The 23,463-nt window shown below is 67.1% G+C and carries 21 protein-coding genes and 4 pseudogenes; 10 read left to right on the plus strand and 15 right to left on the minus strand.

Going from position 1 to position 23,463, the window contains the following annotated elements:
• Positions 1-220: 220 nt before the first annotated feature.
• The 3 genes from BN1701_RS08400 to BN1701_RS08410 all read right to left on the minus strand — a co-directional run bounded on the left by BN1701_RS08400 (position 221) and on the right by BN1701_RS08410 (position 2,208).
• Entirely contained in the window at positions 221-460 is a 240-nt protein-coding gene (locus BN1701_RS08400; protein ID WP_157367823.1) for a hypothetical protein, read from the minus strand.
• Positions 461-1,395: 935 nt separating this feature from the next.
• Complete coding sequence (locus BN1701_RS08405; protein WP_157367824.1) at positions 1,396-1,632, minus strand: hypothetical protein; 237 nt, start codon at positions 1,630-1,632, stop codon at positions 1,396-1,398.
• A gap of 132 nt (positions 1,633-1,764) precedes the next feature.
• Positions 1,765-2,208 (minus strand): hypothetical protein, encoded by a 444-nt coding sequence (locus tag BN1701_RS08410; RefSeq protein ID WP_054047090.1) that lies wholly within the window; start codon positions 2,206-2,208, stop codon positions 1,765-1,767.
• A gap of 773 nt (positions 2,209-2,981) precedes the next feature.
• On the opposite strand from BN1701_RS08410, the gene BN1701_RS08415 reads away from it, so the two are divergent.
• Positions 2,982-4,535 carry a helix-turn-helix transcriptional regulator gene (locus tag BN1701_RS08415; RefSeq protein ID WP_231949540.1) on the plus strand — a complete coding sequence of 518 codons (1,554 nt, stop codon included), beginning with the start codon at positions 2,982-2,984 and terminating at the stop codon, positions 4,533-4,535.
• On the opposite strand, the gene BN1701_RS08420 is transcribed toward BN1701_RS08415, so the two are convergent.
• The 3 genes from BN1701_RS08420 to BN1701_RS08430 all read right to left on the minus strand — a co-directional run bounded on the left by BN1701_RS08420 (position 4,524) and on the right by BN1701_RS08430 (position 6,937).
• Positions 4,524-4,871 (minus strand): signal peptidase I, encoded by a 348-nt coding sequence (locus BN1701_RS08420; RefSeq protein WP_369800508.1) that lies wholly within the window; start codon positions 4,869-4,871, stop codon positions 4,524-4,526. The two genes, BN1701_RS08415 and BN1701_RS08420, sit on opposite strands and share 12 nt — an antisense overlap.
• On the minus strand, positions 4,871-6,415 hold the full coding sequence (locus BN1701_RS08425; RefSeq protein WP_054047092.1) for a hypothetical protein: 1,545 nt from the start codon (positions 6,413-6,415) through the stop codon (positions 4,871-4,873). Before BN1701_RS08425 ends, BN1701_RS08420 begins: the two co-directional genes overlap by 1 nt.
• 138 nt (positions 6,416-6,553) lie before the next feature.
• Entirely contained in the window at positions 6,554-6,937 is a 384-nt protein-coding gene (locus BN1701_RS08430; protein ID WP_054047094.1) for a hypothetical protein, read from the minus strand.
• Between the two features lie 168 nt (positions 6,938-7,105).
• On the opposite strand from BN1701_RS08430, the gene BN1701_RS08435 reads away from it, so the two are divergent.
• The 6 genes and pseudogenes from BN1701_RS08435 (at position 7,106) to BN1701_RS08460 (ending at position 12,789) form a co-directional block, all read left to right on the plus strand.
• Positions 7,106-7,288, plus strand: coding sequence for a helix-turn-helix domain-containing protein (locus BN1701_RS08435; RefSeq protein WP_054047096.1), 183 nt, complete (start codon positions 7,106-7,108; stop codon positions 7,286-7,288).
• Entirely contained in the window at positions 7,285-7,620 is a 336-nt protein-coding gene (locus BN1701_RS08440) for a WhiB family transcriptional regulator (protein ID WP_054047098.1), read from the plus strand. The genes BN1701_RS08435 and BN1701_RS08440 overlap by 4 nt, the downstream gene beginning before the upstream one ends.
• An 11-nt stretch (positions 7,621-7,631) precedes the next feature.
• Positions 7,632-7,937 (plus strand): hypothetical protein, encoded by a 306-nt coding sequence (locus BN1701_RS08445; RefSeq protein ID WP_054055723.1) that lies wholly within the window; start codon positions 7,632-7,634, stop codon positions 7,935-7,937.
• Positions 7,934-8,627 (plus strand): annotated as a pseudogene (locus BN1701_RS08450) (hypothetical protein). Before BN1701_RS08445 ends, BN1701_RS08450 begins: the two are co-directional and overlap by 4 nt.
• Positions 8,620-10,752 carry an FtsK/SpoIIIE domain-containing protein gene (locus BN1701_RS08455; RefSeq protein ID WP_054047100.1) on the plus strand — a complete coding sequence of 711 codons (2,133 nt, stop codon included), beginning with the start codon at positions 8,620-8,622 and terminating at the stop codon, positions 10,750-10,752. The pseudogene BN1701_RS08450 and the gene BN1701_RS08455 overlap by 8 nt, the downstream one beginning before the upstream one ends.
• A gap of 150 nt (positions 10,753-10,902) precedes the next feature.
• Positions 10,903-12,789 (plus strand): recombinase family protein, encoded by a 1,887-nt coding sequence (locus BN1701_RS08460; protein WP_067520609.1) that lies wholly within the window; start codon positions 10,903-10,905, stop codon positions 12,787-12,789.
• A gap of 803 nt (positions 12,790-13,592) precedes the next feature.
• Here BN1701_RS08460 and BN1701_RS08465 read toward each other — a convergent pair.
• Positions 13,593-13,985, minus strand: a complete 393-nt coding sequence (locus BN1701_RS08465) for a DUF6232 family protein (RefSeq protein WP_255364677.1) — start codon at positions 13,983-13,985, stop codon at positions 13,593-13,595.
• Positions 13,986-13,987: 2 nt separating this feature from the next.
• Here BN1701_RS08465 and trxB point away from each other — a divergent pair, with 2 nt between their 5' ends.
• On the plus strand, positions 13,988-14,917 hold the full coding sequence (trxB, locus tag BN1701_RS08470; RefSeq protein ID WP_054047104.1) for a thioredoxin-disulfide reductase: 930 nt from the start codon (positions 13,988-13,990) through the stop codon (positions 14,915-14,917).
• Positions 14,918-15,139: 222 nt separating this feature from the next.
• On the opposite strand, the gene BN1701_RS08475 is transcribed toward trxB, so the two are convergent.
• Positions 15,140-16,624 carry a HEPN domain-containing protein gene (locus BN1701_RS08475; protein ID WP_054047106.1) on the minus strand — a complete coding sequence of 495 codons (1,485 nt, stop codon included), beginning with the start codon at positions 16,622-16,624 and terminating at the stop codon, positions 15,140-15,142.
• Positions 16,625-16,738: 114 nt separating this feature from the next.
• Between BN1701_RS08475 and BN1701_RS37970 the strand changes: the two are divergent.
• Positions 16,739-17,526, plus strand: a pseudogene (locus BN1701_RS37970) (GntR family transcriptional regulator).
• A gap of 132 nt (positions 17,527-17,658) precedes the next feature.
• Here the strand turns inward: BN1701_RS37970 and BN1701_RS37800 are convergent.
• From BN1701_RS37800 to BN1701_RS08505, 6 genes and pseudogenes are all read right to left on the minus strand, one after another.
• Positions 17,659-17,757: pseudogene (locus tag BN1701_RS37800) on the minus strand (cation transporter); the annotation flags it as partial.
• Positions 17,758-17,793: 36 nt separating this feature from the next.
• Positions 17,794-18,550, minus strand: a pseudogene (locus tag BN1701_RS34060) (HAD family hydrolase); the annotation flags it as partial.
• Positions 18,546-19,082 (minus strand): hypothetical protein, encoded by a 537-nt coding sequence (locus tag BN1701_RS08490; RefSeq protein ID WP_157367825.1) that lies wholly within the window; start codon positions 19,080-19,082, stop codon positions 18,546-18,548. The pseudogene BN1701_RS34060 and the gene BN1701_RS08490, both read right to left, overlap by 5 nt.
• Before the next feature lie 275 nt (positions 19,083-19,357).
• A complete protein-coding gene (locus tag BN1701_RS08495) occupies positions 19,358-20,293 on the minus strand; it encodes a hypothetical protein (protein ID WP_157367826.1) in 936 nt (311 codons plus the stop codon).
• Between the two features lie 436 nt (positions 20,294-20,729).
• Positions 20,730-20,885 carry a hypothetical protein gene (locus tag BN1701_RS08500; protein ID WP_157367827.1) on the minus strand — a complete coding sequence of 52 codons (156 nt, stop codon included), beginning with the start codon at positions 20,883-20,885 and terminating at the stop codon, positions 20,730-20,732.
• A gap of 270 nt (positions 20,886-21,155) precedes the next feature.
• Positions 21,156-21,452, minus strand: coding sequence for a hypothetical protein (locus tag BN1701_RS08505; RefSeq protein WP_054047116.1), 297 nt, complete (start codon positions 21,450-21,452; stop codon positions 21,156-21,158).
• A 283-nt stretch (positions 21,453-21,735) separates the two neighbouring features.
• On the opposite strand from BN1701_RS08505, the gene BN1701_RS08510 reads away from it, so the two are divergent.
• Positions 21,736-22,899 (plus strand): hypothetical protein, encoded by a 1,164-nt coding sequence (locus tag BN1701_RS08510; protein ID WP_054047117.1) that lies wholly within the window; start codon positions 21,736-21,738, stop codon positions 22,897-22,899.
• Here BN1701_RS08510 and BN1701_RS08515 read toward each other — a convergent pair.
• Entirely contained in the window at positions 22,836-23,324 is a 489-nt protein-coding gene (locus tag BN1701_RS08515) for a response regulator transcription factor (RefSeq protein ID WP_054047119.1), read from the minus strand. The genes BN1701_RS08510 and BN1701_RS08515 overlap by 64 nt on opposite strands.
• Positions 23,325-23,463: the final 139 nt, after the last annotated feature.

The raw sequence follows: 23,463 nt of genomic DNA on the forward strand, positions 1-23,463 counted from the left end.
AGGCTAGACCTTGTCCTGTGCGATCGCAGAGTCGCGTCAACAGGTGCAAGTGGCACGCCTGATTTCAACCCAACGTGAACCGGACAGATGACTATTCCCCGCCGCTGTCCGGCGCCTCGTCATCGATTGACCTCGATGACGGCGCGGATCGCGCGCCTGATGCAGCCTTTCGCTACGAAGTTGGGGAGGGGTTGGAAGCCTTAGCCGAGTGAGTTGACGTTCACCGGAGCGTGTAGCCAAGGATCTTCGACGCGATGAACAGCAGGTTGTTGACTGCTTGGCGGCGGGTCTTCCACGGGCCGTCGCGCGACGCCGACCCGCGCCCGGCTACCTGAGCCGCCCACAGCTTGCCGAACCCGCGTTGACGGACGAACCCGACCAATACCGTGTTCTCGGCCGCGCTCGCAGTGATCACCCAGGTGCCGTCGATCGCGAATCCCGTGCTCTTGGATACCAGCACCGTTTCCGAGTCGACCACGTCCCTCGGGCGCGCGTACCGGGGAAGCGGCTCTTATCCGTGACGGATTCCGTGACAACCGGGGCCTGGTCGACCGCGACCGGCGATCGGGAGGCCACCGGACGCACGCGACGGGGGGCGAGCGCCATCGGACCTCGCAAACTCGGCGCCGGCGGACCGTCAACCCGAGCGGCGTCCGCTTCCGGGACGGCATCGGGAGCCGGGGACGGGGGGGTACTGCAAGGGCGGTCGGGGTGAGCGCCGCGACGGCCGCGACCAACTCGCCGAGCGCGGGACCGGGGTCGCTACCGGCCAACACCGCGCGACGGGCCGCAGCGGTGGCCTCATCCACATGAAGCAACGCGTCCAACACGCTGGCGGCGGCGCCACCGGTCGCCATCCGGGCACGCCGCGCGCGCTGCCTGCACGCCGCACCGTGATACCGAGCAGGCCGCCCCCGCGTGCGCGGCGGCGGCAACGGCTCCCCGCACCCTGGACACTCGGCCGACATCACACCCCCACTGGTTTTCGTGACTCTTTTCGTGACGCTACTCGAACCGGGACTCGGATGTCACGTATCGAGTCACGAAATGGCTCGTGTGAGGTTCGGGACCGTCGAGGCCCGTCTGTCGGGCCACGGGTGCGGGGACGTGGCCCGACAGACGGGCGATGGCCTGCCGGTTCGGCACAGACACCGGGCGACAGGCCGGCGGGAAGCACGCGGCACACGGGTGGGCGGATGGCCGTCATGCTCCGAAGTGTCGTTCAAGGTTCTTGTCGGGGCGTCCGCGCCAGTGCCTGTGCGACCGCATCGGGCGGGACCGGGTGGAACGTGGCCAGGTAGCCGCCCACTGCGTCAAGGCGGGCGATGAGTTCTCGCCGCTGCCGATGAGCCCGTGTCCCCGGTATCCGGCTCCACCAACTCCACATCAGCGCGATCACCGCACCTCACCCCCGGACTCGGCCGCGTGCGCCCAGCGATCGGCCATGGCCACCAACTCCCGTTCGGTCAACGCGTGCGACACCGTCACCACGAACCCGAACCACGCCACCAACACGGCCGCCGTGAGCATGCTCGGAAACGCCAGCATCCACGCGGCGGGCACGATCGCCCACAGCCACGACGGAACCCGTTCACCCAACATCCACGCCGCGCGGTCCAACCGTTTCGCCACCCGCGCGACCGTGGTCCAGTTCCTCAGCACGGGTTGCCGCACTTCACGCACACGCTGTAATTCTTGCCCTGCACCGGAATCCCCACATGGTCCCCGCCCTGCGGGCAACTCCCGGCAACCGGCATCGGCGAGTCAACCGGCCGTCCCGTCGTCGCCGGAAGGGTCGGGGGCACAGTCTTGGGTGCACTGCTCACGGGTAACCGCCTCAAGAAACAGATCGTGATGGACGTTCGCGTCGGTGTAGATGTCGGAATAGATCGAGTCCCCTTTGGACGCGATCAGGAAGTTCTGTTGCCGCAACTGGTCTAGGTCGTCCTCATCGCCGATCGAGACCCATTCGCGGTCCTGGATCGACCACACCTCAGCGTGCAAGATGTGCTTACGCGTCCGCGTGTCCATCCACTCCGCGACCGACCACGGCGACCACAGCACCGTGTCCGCCACGCGTCGCAGGCGGTCCAGTCGGTAGCCCGCGCGCATCGGAGCGCCGTTCTCGCGGCGCTCGACGAACGCGTGCCAGTGCACACCCGCCTCCCGCCAGTCCTCGGACGGCAGGAACGCGCTATCAGACGTCATGGAGCCCGCCACGCATGGCAGACCTCAGCCCCTGCCCTTCTGGCGTCGGAGCACAAGCCAAACACCGTTCACATGGCATTCCGGCGAAGCGCTGCAATGCCTCCGAGGCGCCTGGCTCTACCTCGAAGCCGCACCATGCCTTGAGTACGTCCGGCAAGGTTCCGTCGGTCTCGGGCGCGGGCACCATGTGCACCACCCGTTGGGTCTCGCGGACGCCTGGACCAGGAAGCAGACGGACAAGTAGGACCGGGGCAATGTCCAGTGGTTCAGTCACCTTGCCGCCCCCGCTCGCCGCGTACCAGACGAGCGAGCCAACTGGGCCGGGAGTGCTTGTGTTTCCCGGTTGGCTGGCCGATGGGCACCCGGTTCTGCATCTGGGACCACGCCCGCACCGAAGATCCACAACGTTGGCAGTCCGGCCGCGGCGGCGCGTCGGACGGCGCGGGCAACAGGCGGGCGCCGCAGACCGTTTCGTAGATGCCGGATTGGCAGGTGGCGACTTCCTGATCTCGGACCGCGTGGTCGTGACGATCCAGGAACGTCATCCAGATCAGCGGCGGACGCTTGATCGAAGTCGGGGTCATCGAGACCGCTCCCGGATGTCGCGGATGGTCAGTAAGGCGGCGGCGCCCAAGATGATCAGTACCCATATCGGTCCCATGGCGGAGTCCTTCCGGTCTTGTCCGAGAGGTGGGACACCCGACGCCGAGGAGGGCCGGAGGGGGGTTCTCGACCCGGCGTCGGGTGCCGTGATCAGACAAGCGACTCGGGGCGTGCCAACCCACGGCGAGAACGCCGGAGGTTTGCCGCTGCAACGTCGCACCCAGGCGCTCTACCTGCGGGAATGTGTGGATCACCTGCTATCGTGTGACTGGGCGATCACAAGGGGTGGCGAAATGCGGCGACGGTCGGACCTGGCTGCTGCACGGCGGGCGGCGGGATACACACAGGAGGGGCTTGCCGAAGCGCTGCACGTTGACCGGACCACGGTGATCCGCTGGGAAGCGGGGGAGAACGCGCCGCTGCCGTACATCCGGCCGAAGTTGGGGCGCCTGTTGGGACGGTCGGCGGACCAGCTCCGGGCGATTATCGACGTCGCCGAGCCTGCCCTGAACTGGCCGGACCTGGACGCCGCGATGATGTGGTTGGACGAGCGGGCGGGGTGGGGGCGTGGGTCGAGCGCGGCGAAGGTCGCGGATCGGCTGGCCGCGGCGAACCGTTCACGGCCTGCGGTCGGGCGGAGTCGCATCGCGGATGCGTTGGGGCGGTACTACGGGACCAGCGAGATATTCCGGGTGCCGGTTGACGGTCACGACGTGTTGACGTCGATCGCGACGCGGGCGGAATGGACCGATCTGCGGGTGCCGTTGACTGCTGCCGCCGAGCGAACAACGTTGGTGGCTCCCGCGTCGGGATGGGTGCTCGGCGACGTCGCGGTGAAGGCGGCTGTTCAGCGGCTGGCGGACGCGGCGGCGCGAGATGTGCGTATCAGCAACGCGCCGATCTATCGGCTCATGAGCTCCGAGATCGGAGAGTGCATCACCGCGGAGTACGCGGTCGTGCCCTTCGCGGAGTACGCGCTGACGATGGACCTGTTGGAAGGGGAGTTGGTCGACGCGATCGGGGCCAGCAGAGCTGAGTTTCCGTTGCGTGACAAGTACTTGCCGGACATGGCGAGTGTTTTCGATCTTGGCGGGCGGCTGTGTGCAGGCGGAGTCCCGGCGCTTTGTGCGATCGCGCGGTCGGCGGATGCCGAGCGTGGGCCAGCCGACTTCATGATCCTCGTCCAGGAACGGTCAGAGAACGTGCTGAACGCGGCTCGACGGCTGGCGGTGATTCCGAAGGGGTTCCACGGGCCGCTGTCCGACTACCGTGCCGACGCGCGGATCGGGTCGACGCTGCGGCGCGAACTGGAGGAAGAGCTGTTCGGGCGGGCCGACGTCGACAGCACGATCGGGACGCCGAACGTCGCCGAGCCGATGCATCCGACGCGGCTGTCTGAGCCGATGCGGTGGCTTGCCGACGACGGCGAGCGGATGCGGTTGGAATGCACGGCGTTCGGGTTCAATCTCGTCAGTGGGAACTATGAATTCGCCAGTCTGGTCCTGATTCAAGACGAAGAGTTCTGGCCGCGATACGGCGGACATGTTGAAGCGAACTGGGAAGTATCGAGATTGCGGCGGTATTCAACGCTTGATCGGGAAATGCTCGCAGATTTGATTATGGATGAATCGTGGAGCAATGAAGGGCTCTTTGCTCTGATTCAGGGGTTGCGGCGCTTGCGGGAGATCGACCCGATGCGGGTGGATCTCCCGTCAGGTCTGTGACGGCCAGCGGACGGTCATGACGACCGAGTCGGCTAGCGCCTCCCATGAGTGATCCACACCCGCACCCCACATGATGTAGTCGCCGGGGCGTTCCATGGTCTTGCTGCCGTCGGTGACGTCCACGCGGAAGTGGCCTTCTACCAACAGAACCAGTGTCGTTCGCTGGTCGTCGGAGGTCCACTCGGGACGCTTGTCGCCAGCAGGGTGGATGCCCCACTTCACTTCGACATCGTTGGATGAGCGCACGCCTTCCGAAGGGTCGATGAAGTGACCGACCAGCCAGCCGCGGGTCGGCTGGCCGTCCTCGGCGGCGTTGCCGCTCGTCCAGTCAGTCACTATCGGATCTCCCATTCAATCGGTGGCAAGTTCACCCGTTGTCCGCCGATTTCGCCGAGACGGTGAAGTCCCTGCGTCATGGCGAACAGCCCTTCGTTGCTCCACGCTACATCACCGATCAGGTCGGTCAGTAGGTCGGTATCGAGAGACGAATACCGGTGCAGGCTTGTTGATTCCCAGTTGGCTTCGATCATGCCGCCGAACTCGGTCCAGAAATGCTCGTCGTCAATGACGATCAGGCTGGCGAATTCGTAGTTTCCGCTCACGAGGTTGAGTCCGAATCCGGTGCATTCGAGCCGCAGGCGGTCCGGCTCGGCCATGAGCCATCGCATGGGAGCGGACAGCCGGGTCGGGTGCATGGGGTCGGCGCTGCGCTGGTCGCCCGTGGTGCTGTCGACGTCGGAGCGGCCGAACAGCTCTTCCTCCATCTCGCGGCGCAAGGTCGCGCCGATCTGGGCGTCGGCGCGGAGGTCGATGAGCGGCTGATGGAAGCCCTTCGGGATCACGGCCAGCCGCCGAGAAGCGTTGAGCACGTGGCCTGAGCGTTCCTGAACCAACAGGAGGTAGTCGGCTTCGCCGCGGTACGGGTCGGCTGGCCGGGCGATAGCTGTCAGGGCCAGGACGCCGCCCGCGCACAGGCGGCCGGACACGTCGAGAACCGATGCGACGTTCGGTAGGTGGTCGTCGCGGAGGGGGAGCCATTGAGCGCCGGACGCGACGGCGTCGATGAGTTCGCCCTCTAGGAGGTCCATCGTCAGGGCGTACTCGACGAACGGCGCCGTGCCGACCGTGCCGCCGATGTGTTCCTTGCGGACGTCGATTCCGGTCAACCGGTACAAGGGGCTGTCGACCATTCGGATGTTCATCGTCAGGGTTTCGGCCAGTCGCTGGATCGCGGCGTCGGTGGCGTCCTCGTCAAGGCTGGCGATCGGGTCTGGTGCTCCGCGCTTGGCGCTGAGTTGGTCGTGGGTGGGGCGTAGCGGGCAGTCGAGGTCCAGCCAGTCCGGCCGCGTCAGAATGCTGGTATCGACCATGGCGTCTCTGCCGCAGCGGGCGCGGTAAAGGCCGTGCGGCGCTGGCATCTCGCCGTAGTAGTTCTCAAGGGCCGCCACGACTTCGCGTTGTTGAACGCGGGCGCGGCGGCTTCCGCGGTCCTGCAGCTCGCGCGCGTCGGTGCGGATGAGGCGACGGGCGACGCCATGCCGTGCCGAGCCTGGTTCCAAGCCTGCGTGCTGGTCGAGCCAGTCGAGGGCCGCGCCGATGTGGGGGTCGGCGCTGAGTCGGATCTCGGCGTCGGTCGCGTCTGTGTCAGGTTGGTCGCTGCTGGCGTCGAAGCGGGCGCGAACTGCGGCCGGTGCCTGCTCCAACGTGGTGTCGAGCGCCTGTTGCCAGACGGTCTGCGGTCGGAGGGTTGGCTTCTGATGCCAGCCAGCGACCGTGCGGACCCCGACGCCCAAAAGATCGGCGAACGCCTCATTTGAGAGCCGCAATGCGGCCTGGAGGTCGCACGCCAATTTCCCGGTCCAGCCGTTCGACAGGTTCACTTGGCGACCCCCGAATCGCGTTTGTGCACTGGTTCGGCACTGCTTCCGCACTGGTGTTGCACTGCTTCGGCATGGGACCGCGGCGCGATTCCCCGTTGAATTATTGGCATGAAGAACATGCAGCTCACAGCCCGATCGCTACCGCTTCGAGCGGACGTGATCGGCCACGACGGAAAGATCCGCCTGGATGTCGGCAAGGCGGTCGGTGATCTCGGCAAGACGCAGCTCGACAGCATCCAAACGGGACTCGATTCTGTTCGCGTCCTCGGCGGTCGGGTCGTCCGGATGCGGGGGCTTTCGCCCGTGCAGCACCGATTCCAGGTGCGACGGGTGCAGGCCGAGCGTGGTCGACAGCGCTTCGAGGGTGCGCGCGCTCCGCCTGCGTTCGACGGTGTGGTGCTGGAGTTCGCGGACGATCGCCTGCGACACCTGCGACTTCTCGGCGAGCGTGCGTTGCTGCCAGCCGAGTTCCCGCACACGTTCGTTGATGGCCTTCGAGACCGCTGCCCAGTCTTCCGTCACCCATTCCTCCGCGCTCCGCCTCAGCGCCGAGATTAGCGGCTGTTGACCATTCCGCGGCGCGACACCACGAATCGTCGCGCCGATCCGAACAAGCGCGCCCATTGTATAGCTGATATCGGCAACTGAGCGCCTAAATCATCATTCCTTCGTTCAAAGGACACATTCCTCATGAGCACCACTCTGCCCAAAACCAAGTACCTGACCATCCGAGAAGCGGCCTTCGTCCTCGGCGTGCCGAGGGACCACGTGAGCCGCGCGATCCGGGTCGGAGTCATCCACGCTGTACGGCGGCGCTCCGGGCTGGCCGTTCCGTCGAGCGAGATCGTGAAGTGGCTCGGGGGTGCGGGATGAACGAGCTGATCGAGACCGCGTGGCGGCTGGACCGCCTGCGCTGGGTTCCGACCGACGTCCTCGGCGACATCGTGGTGAACCAGGGCGCGTGTATGGACGCCTACGCCGCGGGGGAGCAGCCCGACTGGCTCGGGCTTGCGCAGACCGACCGGGAGTTGGCGGCGCGGTTGTGCGCTGGCTGTCAGGTCAAGGACCAGTGCCTGGAGTTCGAGTTGCGCACGGCCGGCGAGGACACCGTCGGTGTCTGGGGTGCGCTGGACCAGGCCGACCGCCGCGCGTTGCTGCCGTACTGGCGGCAGCGCGGCGAACGGGCCGGGGAGGTTGGCCAGTGATCAACCTCCAGATGACGGAGATCCTCGCGGGTGCGGGGGCGCTGATCGTTCTGTTCGTGGTCTGGCGTGCGGGAGCGCGTCGGGCGAAGGCGGCGGCTGAGGCCACGCGGAGCGGGGCGCGGTTCGTCTCGCTGGCTGGTCGGGTGCTGTTCAACGCGGGGCTGATCGTGGCCGTTCAGTGGGTCGTGATTGCGAACGCGGGGGACCGGTGGCTGTTGCTGGCGGCGCTCGGGTTGCCTGCGCTGTTCGCGGCTTACGCGCTTACTCGGGCGTTGACGGTGACCACGGTCGACACGTCACGTGGGAGGAAGCGGTGAACCGCGCTGAACGGTTGGCGCGCGACGCGGCTACGGCGGCGGAGGTACGGGCGTTTCAGACGCACCCCGACGTCGTGGCGCTGCGGATCGAACGCGTGCGGCGGCAAGTCGACTGGATGTGCTGGTCCGGGATCGTCCTCGGGCTGGCGTTCACGATGACCAACGTGCAGGGGTTCGCGGCGGACGGGGTGCCGCCGTGGTCCCTGCCCTGGATCGCGGCGTGGGTGCTCGACCCCACGGTGTCGCTGGTGTTGCTCGCGATCCTGCGAGCGGAGCAGGTGACGGCGCGGTATCAGATCCAGACGGGACCATGGGTGCGGCGGGCGAAGTGGTTCACGCTGGCGGCGACGTACGTGATGAACACGTGGGCGTCCTTCGCGGCTGGGTCCGTTGCGTCGATCGTGCTGCACTCGGTGCCGCCGCTGGTCGTGTTCGTCGCGGCTGAGGCGGATCAGTGATCTTCGCGAGCGGTTGACGGACGCCGCCCTCCAGGCCGTGAACGGGGCGGCCGTTCACGTGAACGCTCCGGTTGTTCGGAAGGTGTTCGCGGACTACCTGGCGGACGCTCGGGCCGCGTGGATGGCGGAGGTCGAGATCACGCCCGCGTGGATTCGGCAGGTCACGGAGTGCTCGCGCGGGTTGTCGCCGAAGCTGGCTAAGGCGCTGCGGGCGGAGGTCGGTCATGAGTGACGACTTGCCGGTGCGCGCGGTGCTGGACGCGGAGTTGGTCGAGGAACCGGCGCCTGCCGTGTACTTCCGGCCGAAGGTTGGACGGCTCACGTCGTGGTGGCTGCGGTCGCCGAGGGTGCCGCATCGGTTGAAGAGCCGCGTTCAGGCTCGGCAAGCGGTTCGGGACGCTGTGGCGGCGGTGCTTCGGTCGCCGTTGCGGTTCCTCGGTGGCGTCGTCCGGGGGCTGGTGACCGGCGCGCGATGGTGGCGGCGGTGGGTGACCGTGCGGGACTACCGGGAGGCTGCGGAGCAGTCCGAGAAGCTGGCGGACAAGTTCGAGGACATCCGCGCCTTGATCATCTTCCGGTGGAAGGTAACCGGGGCGGTTGCGGTCGTCGTGGCGCTCGGGCTGGCGGTTGCCGATCTCGTCTATGGGTCTGCGGTGTTTTGGGTCGCTGGATCGGTTGTGGCGGTGGCGTTGGCCGTTCTCGGGCGGCGCAAGGATGGCAGTCCGGGGCGTAAGGCCGTGCTGGCTGGTCCTCGGACGCTCACCTGGACGATGGACCCGCAAGTGTTGGTCGACGCGTTCCGGGACGCGAAGCTGATCGGCAAGGACGAGACGCTGCGGCTGGTCGAGCGGGCTACTCGGATGGGTGAGGGTTGGGCCGTCACGGTCGACCTTCCGGCTACGCGTAAGGCCGCGGACGTGATCAAGGGGCGAGAGGCGTTAGCGTCGGCTCTGGCCGTCGATGAGGTTCAGCTCAGCGTTGAGCGGGTGCGTGGGAACGGTGGTCACGCTGGTCGGGTCGCGATGTGGGTTGCTGATCAAGATCCGTACGCGTCGCCTCCTGTTCGGACGCCTTTGCTCGACGTTCCGGGGTGGGATGCGTGGCGGCCGGTGCCGTTCGGGCGGGATGCGCGGGATCGGCGGGTGGATCTTCCGTTGGTCTGGACGTCGCTGCTCGTGGGTGCGATTCCTCGGCAGGGCAAGACGTTCGCGGCTCGGTTGGCCGCGGCGGGCTTGATCCTGGACCCGCACACGCGGCTGTATGTGGCTGACTTCAAGGCCGGGAAGGACTGGGACGCGGCCGGTCACGTCGCGCACCGGTTCATGGCGGGTGACGAGTCGGAGCACGTGTTGACGCTCGTGGCGTGGCTGGTCGAGCTGGTCGGCGAAGTCCAGGCGCGGTATCGGCGGATGCGGTCGCTGGACGATGCGACGTGCCCGGAATCGAAGGTGACTCCGGCGATGTCTCGGGACACGGCGTTGAACATGCCGATCACGGCGATCTTCGTCGATGAAGTTCAGGTGCCGCTCGAAGACCGGACGCCGGTCCGGGTCGAGGACAAGAAACTCACGGCGGGGGAGTACGTCGGCGAGCTTCTGACATGGCTGGCCAAGAAGGGACCGGCTGCGGGCGTGGTCTTGGTGCTGGCGACGCAGCGGCCGGACTCGAAGACGATCCCGTCCGGTCTCCGTGCGGTCCTTGGCTCTCGGTTCGCGCTGCGGGTCATGGACTGGCGGGACTCGAACATCGTTCTTGGGGAGCAGATGAACACCCGCGGGTACGACAGCAGTCGGCTGCTGGCGTCGCACAAGGGCGTCGGGATCTTGCGGCCGGACGGGGAGACGCAGGCCGGGGCCGACGTGCTCGCGTTGACGGTGCGGACGTACTACATGCCTAACGAGGACTGGCAGACCATCTGTCGTCGCGGTCGCGCGCTGCGGGAGGCGGTCGGGACGCTCACCGGTCACGCGGCCGGACAGGACACGACGCCGGTGCTCGACCACGCAGCGGCGGCGAAGGCGATCGGGGCGGGTACCGGCAAGCGGACCGCATGGCTATCGGACGGACTGCCGGAACCGCTGGCGTCCGTTGTGGACTACCTAGGAGATGAGCTTGATGAAGATGGACGCGACTTCGTACCGACCGCTGAACTCACGGAAGCACTCGACGTCGAGCCCACGGCGTTCGCGCGGCAAATGGGCGAGCTGGGATGTCGACCGACCCGCAACCGCGTGCCGACCGAGGACGGAGGAGTCCGTCGCGTTCGCGGCTACTTCACTGCGGACGTCCGGTCCGCGATCAGACGCGCGACTGGTGAAATCGGCTCTGGCGGAGGCTCGGGCGGTGGTGGTCCGTGAGCGCTGGCAGATCGGTCGACGGACCGGTCACGGTCCACCTTCCTGACGAACTACCTGTGCTGACACGTCGAGGCTGGCGCATACTGCTTGAGGTGTTGGTGGAGTTGGCGGCCGATCCTGTCGAGGACGGGCCGGGCGAAGGGGGATCTGATGACTCTTGAAATCAGCCGCAATCCATGGGCGACGCTCGATGACTTGCTGGGCATCGAGGTTGAGACGGTGGTTGACGACGGGATCGGTCCTCTTGGGTTCTACGGCCGTTGCTCGACGGAGGACAACCAAGACCCGGAGACATCGCACGGGTGGCAGTTGGGCAACGCGCGCAAGTTCGTGGAACCACTCGGCGGCTCGGTGGTCGCTGAGTTCTTTGACATCGGTCAGTCGAGGTCGGTCCCGTGGGATCGGCGCCATGAGGCTGCACGGCTGCTCGCGGCGCTGAAAGACCCGGACCGCGGGTGGAACGCGCTTGTCGTCGGTGAGGGCACGCGTTGTTGGTTCGGCAATCAGTTCTCGCTGATCGCGCCGCGGTTCGCCGCGTACGGCGTGGATCTGTGGGTACCTGAACTGGGCGGGAAGTTCGATCCGAAGAATCCGTCGCACAAGATGCTCATGAGCGTCCTTGGCGGCATGAGCGAGTCGGAACGTCAGCATGTGCAGGCGCGCGTCCGTGCCGCGATGGACGCGCAGGTCATCAATGAAGGTCGGCACCAAGGTGGGCGTGCGCCGTACGGCTACGTGGTGGTCGACGGTGGACCGCATCCGAATCCGAGGAAGGCGGCCGAAGGATTCCGGCTGCGCTTGCTCGCGATAGACGACGGGTCAGCAGAGGCCGTTCGGCGGATCTTCGGTGAGTATCTGGATGGCGCGGGTGATCGGGCGATTGCGAACGGACTCAACCGGGACGGGATTCCGTGTCCCTCGGCGCGGCGGCCGGATCAGAATCGGCATCGGTTGGCCGATGGTTGGCAGGGGAGCACGGTCCGCGCGATCTTGGAGAATCCGCGGTACACCGGTTATGCAGTGTTCGGTCGGTGGGTCAAGCACGAGACGTTGGTGAATCCCGACGACGTGGCCGCGGGCCACGTCGTCCGGTTCCGTCGATCCGAGCCTGATCGGATTGTGCGGTCCCGTCAGCAGGCTCACCCGGAGATCGTGACCGTTGAGGTCTTCACTCTCACTCCAGGGTCGGCGGCGCTCGATGAGCACCCGAAGACAGTGAATCTGCGGGAGGACCACATCGTGCCCGCGCTGAACGAATGGCTCGGAGAGCGGTTCAGCCGAGAGAACATTGAGGACACCGTTGCGGGGCTGTTCGGCTCCCAGGACGCCACGGTCCACACGGGCAAGCATGAGAACGCCAGGAAACGGCTGCAGGACGCCGAGACGCGCCTCAAGCGGCACACGGCGGCTATCTCGGCTGGTGTGGACCCGATGGCGCTTGTGGAGGCGATCAACGACGCGCAGGCCGACAGGGAGGCCGCGCGGGCTGAGTTGGCCGTCACACCCGCCGAACCCACTTTGACTGAGGCACAGGTTCGGGCGTTGGTGGACAAGCTGGGAGACGTCGGAGCGAAGATCGAGACCGCGCGACCCGAACGGCTCCCGGAGATCTACGCGGAGATGGGTCTTGAGCTGCGTTTTGAGCAAAAAGAAAGGGCTGTCTATGTGACAGCCCGTCCTCGTGTGGTTAGCGAGTGTGTCCGAGGGGGGACTCGAACACGTGTTCGTGGAAATTCCCCCGGAATCCGGGAGATTTCATGTCCCGGACTGTATCAGCCGGCTCTCGCGTCGAGTCAAGTATCCCACGGATCGGTGTTGCGGGTCGTTGCGGAGCGCTACCGCCGCGACGACGATGTGCTCGGCTGTGAGTGTGGCTTACACCTGTGCGCGGCGTGGATGATCGAGGCCTACCTCTTTCGGGTCGGTGCCCCTAAGCCGAAGATCTGCTCGTCCGGATCGTCGACTCGGCGGGCGCACTTCGCAGCATCCGCTCCAATTGGCCGCGGGGTTGTGCTGTCTCGACCGAGAAGGTGGTGAACCCGAGGCGCTCCACCCGCATCGTCTGCAGCTTCGCGGTTGCCCGCTCGACCAGTGTTCGGTCACCGCTTGCCCGAGCGTGTTCGACCGCCCTTTGGAAGTGCGCGACCCGTACCAAGGGATCGGCTGCCTCACCCACTGTGATCCAGACCTCGACCCTCTCCGCCCAGAGCCGTCGACTTTCCTCGGGCAGTTCTTGAAGGCTCCTGGGCGATCAGCACATCAATGAAGCCCAGAAGCACGCCAGGTGCCGGGAGGACGATGAAGCGCCAGACGTGCTCGAGTAGCGACCTTGGGGTCGACCACGTGCCTGGCTTAGCTCAGCGAGGCTGGGCAGGTCTATGTCGGCCACCATGCGCAGGTCCGAAGCACCCAACAGTGCTGGTCGGGGCGGTCGCGCAAGGCGGCAGCACATGCCTGGCAGGCGATGACCACCACCCCCGTCGAGCTCGACGGGGGTGGTGGCCCTGTGGCCAGCCGCCAGCCGCGAGCGACAACAGCCCCATTCAGGGCGCCGACCGGCATCGCGTCCCAGCCGTTTGGCTGCTCTGGACTGCGGACAACGGCCGGACTCGTTCGCGCGCCCGGAATACTTCGCCCGGCTCGCGGACGGCCGTGGGCTCGTGGTCGACGTCCGCGAGCCGGACCGGATCAAGCCGCGTGGCGTGGTCGCTTTTCGACCTGACCAGGCGCTGTTGTGACACGCAGGGCTGGGATTACACCGTGCTCGGTGCATCCGGGACTTCCTCCACGCCAATCTGCCGCAGTTGTGTGGCACGACTACCAACGGTGGGACTGCGGGCCTATAGCAGCGGCGGGTTGATCGATGAGGCTGCTCCTGGGGCCCGTTGGAACTTGATCACCGTTGAAGGGGCGTCGGGGTGTTTCATCTTCTCGACAATGGTCTCGGTGAGCCTTTGGATGTCGTTCATGTCCAAGCCCCAGATGGCGTCAACCTGGGCTCCAGCGACTTCGATGACAAGGCCGTAGAGCGGCTTCAGCCTCAGCGCCGCGGTCAGACGCCAGATCAGGAAGGCCATGCCCACCACAAAGACGAGCAGCCCGGCAGTCATGGAGGCGACGACACCAGCGATTCCTGCAACGACCAGCCAGATCAGGGTCCGGATGGTGAAAACCTTCACCGCCCTGATCTTGAGCGGCCGCAGGTCGATCCAGCGCGAACCGACGCTGGAGATGGATCCGAAACCTGATCATCGTCGGTTCCGGGCCTGCCGGGTACACCGCGGCGGTCTACGCCGCGCGGGCACAGCTGAACCCGTTGATCTTCGAGGGTTCGCAGTTCGGTGGCGCGCTGATGACGACCACCGAGGTGGAGAACTTCCCCGGCTTCCGCGACGGCATCATGGGTCCGGACCTGATGGAGCAGATGCGCGCCCAGGCCGAGCGCTTCGGCGCCGAGCTGCGGCCGGAGGACGTCGAGTCCGTCGACCTGTCCGGCCCGGTCAAGTACGTCGAGGCCAATGGCACGCGCTACGCGGCCAAGGCCGTCGTGCTGGCGATGGGTGCCGCGGCCCGCTACCTCAACGTGCCCGGTGAGCAGGAGCTGCTCGGCCGCGGTGTGTCGGCCTGTGCCACGTGTGACGGGTTCTTCTTCCGCGACCAGGACATCGCCGTGCTCGGCGGCGACTCGGCGATGGAGGAGGCCACCTTCCTCACCCGGTTCGCCAAGTCGGTCACGATCATCCACCGGCGCGAGGAGTTCCGGGCGTCGAAGATCATGCTGGAGCGGGCCAAGGCCAACGAGAAGATCCGCTGGCAGCTCAACACCGAGGTCCTGGAGGTCCTCGGCGAGACCACTGTCACCGGTCTGAAGATCCGCGACACCGTGACCGGCGAGTCCTCGGAGCTGCCGGTCACCGGCTTCTTCGTCGCGATCGGCCACGACCCGCGCAGCGCGTTGGTCAAGGGCCAGGTCGAGGTCGATGACGCGGGCTATGTGCTGGTCGAGGGCCAGAGCACCTACACCAACCTCGACGGCGTGTTCGCCGCGGGCGACCTGGTCGACCATGAGTACCGTCAGGCGATCACCGCCGCGGGCTCCGGCTGCGCGGCCGCCATCGACGCCGCGCGCTGGCTCGCCGAACACGCTGGCGATACCTCCGAGTAGAGACTGTTGGATCGGTCTGACAGACCGTTGTGTCCTAAGTCGACGGATGGGTGGCGAGGAACAAGACGCAGGCGATTTCCAACAGGATCAAGGCTGGTGCGGGTTCGCTGTCGATCTCGGCGCCGATGTCAACTGCCATGCGCGCCTCCTGCTGTGTAGCAGCAGTCGCGGCGGGGCGTGGTGGCGTTACTGTTGATCGAGGGCGTCGTTCTGAGTCGCCCGTCAGCGATCCGCAAAGTCGACCGCGGCGCGGTCTGCGGCGTAGCCGACGCCGAGGTTCTCCAGGTGGTTGTGCCACCACGTTCGCCAGGTGACTCGCTTGGTGTCGTCGCTGAGGATGGCGTCGACGGGTGTTTCGCCGGTGAACGGCCACGGCCCGCCTTCGGCCGCCAAACACAGTCGGGCCAGGATGGCTCGGCGCACGAGGTCGCGCATGCGGTCCACGGCGCGGTGTAGTGCGACGCCGAGTTGGTCTGTGGCGTCTTCCGTCGGTACGGTGGAAATTCGACCGACCTCCTTGCGTAGGTCCTTGTCCTTGATCTGGCCGCCGTGGACGAGTCTGGACCGCAGGCCGTACAGGCGGCTCACGTCGCCGAAGAGGTCTTCGGCCGCGTCGTCGCTGGTCGCCAGCAGCGTTGCGACTCGCATTCTCAGTCGCAGAGTCAGGCCCTCGTTGTCTTTCTCGGTTCCGATCATGACGGCCTCCAGCGCGGTGGCCAGGTCGACGAGAGGTTCATACGGGTTGTCGTCGATATAGGACTGCGAGAAGCGTGCCAGTGCGACGTCGAACGAGGTGGCGACCATGCCGTCGCGTTTGACGTCGGCGCGGTCGATCAGTTCTCCGATCGCGGTGAACGCGTCGCTTTCGTTGCCGGTCAACCGGACTGTGCGTCGGAAGAGCGACCTGCGCTGTCCTCTGGCCACGATGTTCATGAACGGGTCGATTCGTGAGACCAGGGTCGTCATCCCGCTCACTTCGTACACCGTTCGCGCTGTGCCCGCCGTGAGCAGACGTGCGATAAGGAGGAAGCGGTCGAACCGATCGGACAGACGCTCGACCACTTGGTACGGGGCGGGGTCGGTGCTGGTTTCCCGTGTGATCAGCAGTGCGTGTGGAGGGTTATAGGGTCGAGGGTCACCGGTTGGCCAGGCTCGCGCCGCTCCACTGATTTCGCGTTGGATGCGGCGGGTGAGGCCACCGAATCCTTTGGGCTCGGGTACAACTGTGATCTCGCCGATCTGCGCCTCGTTGCCTGTGGTGGTGGTCAGATGCGCGACGTGCCGCGCGCTCACGACTTCGTAGGAGGCGCTCGAAAGCACGTCGATCAGTTCGTCGATGGACTCCTCTACCGCGGTGGCGCCGTCAGTCGCGCACCTGGCGACGACGGCCTCCAGGAGGCTGAAGATGTACGCGGTCGCGTGCTCGATGTGAAACGGATTGGCTCGGTGCTGGAAGCGATCAGGGAAGCAGGCTTCGAGCGCCTCCTCCAGCGGTCGGTAGTGCGAGACAGCCCTGACGGTGTCGCCGAAGTAGTCGCTACCGACCTTGATGTACGGCCGGAACCTTGGAGTGGGGACCACGTGCTCGTCCTGGAGGGCATCAAGGGCCTCCGCGATGAACGACCGGCACGCGGTACGCAGAGGTTCGTAGTCGACCACCGGACCATCCTGCCAGAGCAGCCCTGCGTTCCACCGACGCAGGATCATGCTTCGTCGTGTGATTCTCTCTTGGCGCGTGGACGTCCGTGAACCCACGTTGTGAATTGATTCATCGAAGACGGCGAAGTCTGCTGTTTGGCTGTTGTTCATCGACTTGGGTAAATGGTTTCGTTGCGATCGGACCGGTTGTGGCCCTTGGGATCGGTAAGATCGGCGGTGTGCGCCGCGGATGTTCGTCGGCAGATCGTCTCGGGTGAGCTTGAGGTGGGGCAGCCGGTTCCGTCCGAGGCATTGTGTGCGAAGTGGGAAGCGTCGCGCGGGCCGGTTCGGCAGGCATTGGCGTCGTTGCGGGCCGAGGGGTTGATCGGCGGGGGTCGGGGGAAGCCGCCGGTGGTTCGGCGGCGGGCGCTGAATCAGCCGTTCGAGACGTTCTTGTCGTTCTCGAAGTGGGTGGCCACGCTGGGGCATACCCCTGGTCAGCGCACGTTGGAGATCGCCCGGCGGCCTGCGTCACTTGACGTGGCGGATGTGTTGGCGCTCGATGAGCAGGCGCCGGTCGTGCAGCTGTTGAGGCTACGGTCGATTGAGGGCAGGCCGCGATGTTGGAGCGGACGACGTTCGTCGAGCCGGTAGGAAAGTTGTTGTTCGGATTTGATTGTGATTCAGGTTCAATCTACGCGTATTTGGGTGATCAGGGCGTCGATATCACGTTTGTCCATCACCTGATCGATGCGGTTGCCGCCGACGAGACCGATAGTGAACTGCTGGGAGTGCCGGTTGGTTCGCCGTTGTTGCGGGAACGGCGGCGGGCGTCGAGTTCGGCGGGGGAGCCGGTGGAGTACTCCGACGATCGTTACCGGCCGGACATGGTGAGTTTCAGCATCGAGAATGCGCAGGAGTCGCAGCCGGGGTTGTCGCGGAGTTGGAGTCCGCGGATCGTGTCGGGTTAGAGGAGTCCGAGTTCGGCGAGCAGGAGCCAGACGCGGTGTTCGATGTCGTCGCGGATGGGGCGGATGCCGTCGATGTCGAGGCTCGCGGGGTCGGGGATGGACCAGTGGTCGTATCGTGGTCTGCACGGAGTGCACGCCGGGGAGGTCGTCGAGGGTGTCGTCGATGAGCAATGCGCAGCTGCCGCAGCGCATGCCCTCGATCCGGAAGACGTGTGTCGTTGTTGTGGCCACAGTGGACTCCCGGTTCAGACGATGGTGATGACGCCGGGTGCGCCGGGCGAGTCGGATCGCGTCCACCGCGGACCAGGGTGTGATCGGATGCCTCGATGGCCACGTTGGTGCCGGTGCCCATGGCCGGGCCCAGGTCGGCCTGGGCGAGTGCTGCGGCGTCGTTGACCCCGTCGCCGACCATCGCCACCGCGGGCGGCGGTGTCGTTGTCCCCAGTGAGCAGCACCTGCCGCAAACCCAGGTCACGCAGCCCCTGGATGGCCTCGGCCGAGGTGGGCCTGATCGTGTCGGCGACCACCAGCACCGCGCGAGCCGAACCGTCCCACGCGACGGCGACCGTGGTGCGGCCCTGGGACTTGGCCTGCTTCTTGGCCAGCTCCAGGTCCTCGGGCAGGTGGATACTCCACTGGGCCAGCAGCGAGGCGCGCCCCACCAGCACCGCGTGGCCGTCCACGACTCCTTGGACGCCGAGCCCTTCCAGGTTCGTGAAGTCCTCGACCGCGGGCAGGTCACCGACGCGTTCTGGGCGCCGGTGGCGATGGCCTTGGCGATGGGGTGCTCGGAGGCGTGTTCGAGGGCGCCGGCCAGTCGCAGCGCCTCGGCTTCGTCGGCGCCGTCGGTGACGTGTACGGCGAGCAGGCTCATCTTGCCGGTGGTGACGTGCTGGTCTTGTCCAGCTGTGACTGAGGCGTCGGCAACCGCTGGCCACCGGGATACATGCTTCAGGCGCTGTCCCCTGTGTGTCGGCGATTGGCACCTTGCGGGCGCTGACGCGGACAGGCAGGTGGCGCTAGCCGGCGAGTGGGTGGGGTTGTCCGGTCATGGCGGTGAGGGCGGTGGCGACTTCTTGGAGGTTGGCTTTGATGTAGGTGGTGGCGGCGGGTCCGGTGTTGTCGGTGTGTCCGGCGCAGGCGCGAGCGATGCCGTAGCCGAAGTGGCGTTCGACCCAGGTGAGGGTGGTGTGGCGGAGCCAGTAGGTGGAGATGGTTTGGGTGGCGACCCAGGGGAGTTGTTGGCCGATGCGGTGCCAGAGGTGGTCGTAGCGGCGGCTGGTGATGGGTTGGCCGTTGCGGTAGCGCAGTAGTTGGTCGGTGGGCAGGACGGCGCCGCGGGCGGCCGCGTGGTCGGTGAGGCAGGCGGCGAGGGCTGGGGTGATGGGTTGCCAGCGAACGGTGCAGCCTTTCTCGCGGAGGCGGACGAGGCAGTGGTGTGATCTGGGCGATCTGGCGGAGAACGGCAGTTCCGCATCCTGAGATCCTGAGCGCTGAGGCAGGCGCCAGCCGGAACCAGCGTTCGGGGACTGTTCGAGACGTCTACGATCGTCCATGTTCAGCATGTCGCGCCCCTCGGGTCGGCCTTTCCCTCGGACTACCCGCGGCAGAGGCTGGGAACCACGAGGAATCGGGGGAGTGCCTCGGCGGCGCCCCGTGGGGACCTGACATTGATCTGTGAGGACGTCCGTGGTAGATCGTCTTGCCCTCGGCGTCGTAGACCCAGTGTCCGGGCTGTTGGAAGCCCAGGTCGGCCGCTGGTCGCCGCGACCGTCACGGCCACGACGACCACGGAGATCACCGTGCCCCGCCGCGTGGATCGATCACCCGGTCACTTAGGCAGTCGAGGCCATACGACCTCGGCGAGCCGCCGGGCGCTCGCGCAGGCGTCGATGGCGTTGTTCTGGCTGGTTACGGCCAGGCTTGCGGTCTCGACCAGGTGCTCACCACGCGCTGCGTAGGTGAGGACGAACGCGCACTTGTAGTGGCCGCCCGGTTGTTCCTCGATGACGGAGTCTCGCCCGCCGATCATCTCGTGCGGCCCCTCCGGTGCGAACCGGGTGCCCAGGGCGATCTCCGCGTGATGCCAGCGCAATGTTCCCGTCGAACCCCACTGGCATCGCCGACCGGCCGGATTAGGGGTCGCGGCAAGCTTTTCGTACTGGTCGACGATGTGCAGGGCAGGCCCTGCCTCGGCCAGGGACAGCAGCGAGCACGGGTCGATGGCGCCGAGCAGCCCGTCCGGCGCGGTCGCCTGAGCGGCCTTTCCCGCCACGATGTCCTGAGCCGCGCGGACTGCCACCTCCTGCGCGGCTGCGCACAGCACAGACGTATTCGGTGGAGTGCTCTGGTCGGGCGCGGCCGCGGCGGTCACATCAACGACATCCAGATTCCGGAACACGAGTTGCGCGGTGCAGCCGTCGTCATATTCGACGTTGGGCCCCAATCGCAATGGCCAGGGCACCCGATCCACCTGCCGCGCTTGGTGGGCCACCTTCGGCCGACTCTCGATCGGTCCGATCGTAAGCCAGATATGGCCACCGTCAGACTGCCTGAGCGTCGCACAGAACTCGGTAGCCGCGACGGGCGCGACGAGTTCCCTGCCAACGGCCTCGGGACGCATGATCGAGCAGTAGTCGAGCCCGCGCACCCCGCCGACCGCGGCATCGGCACTGCCCATCCGCTTCTGGACCCCGGCTGCCGCGGGATCCTCCAGGGCGGTCCCGGCCTGGACTTCGGTACAGGCGGACAGCAGAAGGACGCACACCAGCACTCCCGCGAGTCTTCGCATCGGTCTAGCCCCCAGTCGACGTGAACGCGGGTATTCCTACCATCCGTGACAGCTGTCGTCGATGAGTCGGGCAGCCAGACCTTCGGCGTTGACGACCGGATGATCAGCTCCTGCTAGACCCCGCATCGCCAGGGCCGAAGAGGCCAGACCTCTTCCGCCCTGGTGGGTGGCGGCGTCACCGCGCCCGTCGCCACGTGCCACGCGGGCGCCGATCGCGTCCTCGACCTTGACGCGACCACCGGTCCGGCTCGTGCCGTGCTCACTCCGGTTCCTCGTCTGACCAGGTCGAAGGCGATCTCAGCGGGCGGTCATAGGCCGATGGCCCGCACCATCCCGACGTGGGCGCGGCGGGTCTCGCCGTAGAGCGGATGCGCCAACCCGGCCTGCAGCCGACGGCCTTCGGCGCGCACGGTCAGCAGGCCCCGTGACTCGGCGTCTCCACGGCCTCGGCGCTGGTCAGCTTGGTGAGCAGGGGCAAGCCCAGCGGTTCGGCCAAGGCCAGCACGTCGACGACGTCGCGGATCGGCGCGGGCAGCGGTCCCATTCGCGCGACGACCAACTCGGCCAAGCCCGGCGACAGCTCCGGAGTTGCCGCCAGATGCCACACCCACCAACGCGGCGCAGGGTTCGGTTGTCGAGCGCCTGCTCGACGAGTAGGCGCAGATAGAGGGCGTTGCCTGCGGTCAGGCTCCACAGCTGACCGGCCGTGGTGTCCGCGACCTGGCCGCGCAGCACCGCTTCGAGCAGTGCGACGGTGTCGGCCTCCGACAGCGGCCTCACTTCGTGGCGGTCGAGGTGGCCGTCCTTCCACAGCGCGGTCACCGCGTCGGGCGCGGGCTCACCCGACCGCACCGTGATCACCACCGTGGCGGCGCGCCGCAGCACCAGCTGGTGCACCAGCTGCGGAGAGCGCGTCGAGCAGGTGCGCGTCGTCCACGCCGACCAACACCCCGCCCGGCTTGTCGGCGACCAGCGCGGCGGTCGCCTGCGCCAGCAGCTGCCGCTGATCACCCTCGACCCGGCCGAGCAGGGCGGAGAAGGCGCCCAGCGGCAGGGCTCGGGTGGAGGCGGTGGCCGCGGCCCATCGCGTGGCCGTGCCGCGGTTCCGGGCGAGGGTGAGCGCTTCCTGCGCCAAGCGGGTCTTGCCGACCCCGGCCGCGCCGCCAGCACCAGCCCGCGCGGACCGTCGGCGCGACGAAGCGCCGCGTCGATGGATCCGAGTTCCGCAATCCGCCCTGTCAGCGGCCAGCGCTGCCCCACCGCCCGGATGCTACGGACAACCTAGGTGCTCACCTACTGCATTTCGCACCTCGTGGGCCCCGAAAGCGAGTACTCCACTACTCGTGACGCCCTCCTCTGACGGCCAGACGATCGGACACAGCGGGAAATCCCCGCATGACTGTCGGAGTGGAGGACCAATGAACGACGTGCAGATCTGGTGGGTCGGCATGGAATGCAGACAGAAGCAGGAATCCGTCGACGAAGTCTTCGGCACCGTCGACCTGGTCACCGCCGACGGGCGGCACCACAGCTCGTACAAGTTCTCCGACGGACCCGACTACTGGTCGCTGGGCCCGGACGGCGAGCGGATCGCCATCGCGCAAACACTGCTCTACTCCGGACCGGCCATCGACCTCGCGCTCGCCGGGTCGCTGGTGGAATGGGACAGCGGCGACATCCAGAAGTACAAGGACGCCGCTGCCGAGGCGGTCTCCGTCGTCGCCGCGGCGTTGGCCGCCGCCGGGGGAGGGGGCGGCGTGCTGGCCAAGCCGCTCGTCGACCTACTCGCCGAAGCGCTGGTCGACCTCGCCACCGACCTCCTCGGCCTCGACGCCGATCCGTACACCCCCAAGGCTGTCCAACTCACCCGCGACGACCTGGTGGCCTCGGGCGAACGGCGTCGCACGCTGCGCCGCAACGACGACCACAGGTCGATCACCTGGACCCACGAGATTGTTCTCACCGGAACCGACGACGGCGGCGACGTCGGCGAGTACGCCATCTACTTCGACGTGCGGGGACCGGGCTGGGGCGACCGCTACCCGATGGTCGAGGAGGGCTCGGTCGCGGGCTCGGTGGCGGCCGCGTCGCGGCACCGCGGGCACCTCGACCTGTTCTGGGCGGCGCCGGACGGCGGTGTCTACGGCATCGCTTGGGCCGGGCAGTGGAGCGCGCCCTATCTCGTCGTGCCTGGTGCGGACGCCCGCGCGGTGTGCGCGGCGTCGCGGTTCGACGGGCACCTCGACTTGTTCTGGGCAGGCGCGGACGGCAGCGTCGGCGCCCGCTCCTGGTCGGCCGCGACCGGCTGGGGCGTCCCCTACCTGATGGCCGGACCCGGATCGGCGTCGAACTCCGTCGCCGCCGCGTCGCGGCACCGCGATCACCTCGACCTGTTCTGGGCGGCGCCGGACGGCGGCGTCGTCGCCAGGTCATGGGGCGGGCAGGAGTGGAGCGAGCCCTACCTCGTGGTGCCCGGCGCGGACGCCCGGGCGGTAAGTGCGGCGTCGCGTTTCGACGATCACCTCGACCTGTTCTGGACCGGCGCCGATGGAGGTGTCGGCGCCCGCTCCTGGATGCAGTAGCCGCGAAGACCGGTGGCCCGCCTGCGGACCCCCCGCGGGCGGGCCGTCGCGTGGCGCGTCAGCCGCTGCCGACCGGCGGGAGCCCGCGACCCAGACAGCGATCTAGCGCGGGTGGTGTACTCGAGCTTGGTGAGGGTGTGCGCGACGTGGCCTCGGCGGTGCGCCTGGGGATCGTGAGCCTGGCGGCGGTCGCCCGGTTGGTCAGTTCCCTCCGCGACCAGCCGGGCGATCTCAAACTCGCGCTTGGTCAGCAGGTCCAGTCTGCCCGACTCGACCGAGGGCTCGTCGGTGTCCTCCACCAGCGCGAAGTGCATCGCGAGGTCGCTGGGCAGCGCGCGGGCCTCAGCGAACGCCTTCTGGAACGGGGGTCCGCCGACGGACTGCCTGATCAGCTCCAGGTACCTGCTGTGCGGATGTTCGAACACCGCGGACATGTTCGGCGAGCAGGACTCGGTTTACCCGCAGTGAGCCGCTGATTTGTCTACACAGCAAAGAAAGATTTCCTCGGGCAGCGAGGCGAACGGACTGGGTGCGGCGGTCGATCAGATGGGCGGCCGCATGGTC

Source organism: Alloactinosynnema sp. L-07 (assembly GCF_900070365.1).
In the GTDB taxonomy this organism is placed as follows: Bacteria; Actinomycetota; Actinomycetes; order Mycobacteriales; family Pseudonocardiaceae; genus Actinokineospora.

Bases quoted from the DNA above. Each gene is read 5' to 3' on its own strand.
- BN1701_RS08410 (WP_054047090.1), bottom strand. From the start codon at position 2,208: ATGACGTCTGATAGCGCGTTCCTGCCGTCCGAGGACTGGCGGGAGGCG.
- BN1701_RS08435 (WP_054047096.1), top strand. From the start codon at position 7,106: ATGAGCACCACTCTGCCCAAAACCAAGTACCTGACCATCCGAGAAGCG.
- BN1701_RS08440 (WP_054047098.1), top strand. From the start codon at position 7,285: ATGAACGAGCTGATCGAGACCGCGTGGCGGCTGGACCGCCTGCGCTGG.
- BN1701_RS08445 (WP_054055723.1), top strand. From the start codon at position 7,632: ATGACGGAGATCCTCGCGGGTGCGGGGGCGCTGATCGTTCTGTTCGTG.
- BN1701_RS08455 (WP_054047100.1), top strand. From the start codon at position 8,620: ATGAGTGACGACTTGCCGGTGCGCGCGGTGCTGGACGCGGAGTTGGTC.
- BN1701_RS08460 (WP_067520609.1), top strand. From the start codon at position 10,903: ATGACTCTTGAAATCAGCCGCAATCCATGGGCGACGCTCGATGACTTG.
- BN1701_RS08475 (WP_054047106.1), bottom strand. From the start codon at position 16,624: ATGATCCTGCGTCGGTGGAACGCAGGGCTGCTCTGGCAGGATGGTCCG.
- BN1701_RS08490 (WP_157367825.1), bottom strand. From the start codon at position 19,082: ATGGACGATCGTAGACGTCTCGAACAGTCCCCGAACGCTGGTTCCGGC.
- BN1701_RS08510 (WP_054047117.1), top strand. From the start codon at position 21,736: ATGAACGACGTGCAGATCTGGTGGGTCGGCATGGAATGCAGACAGAAG.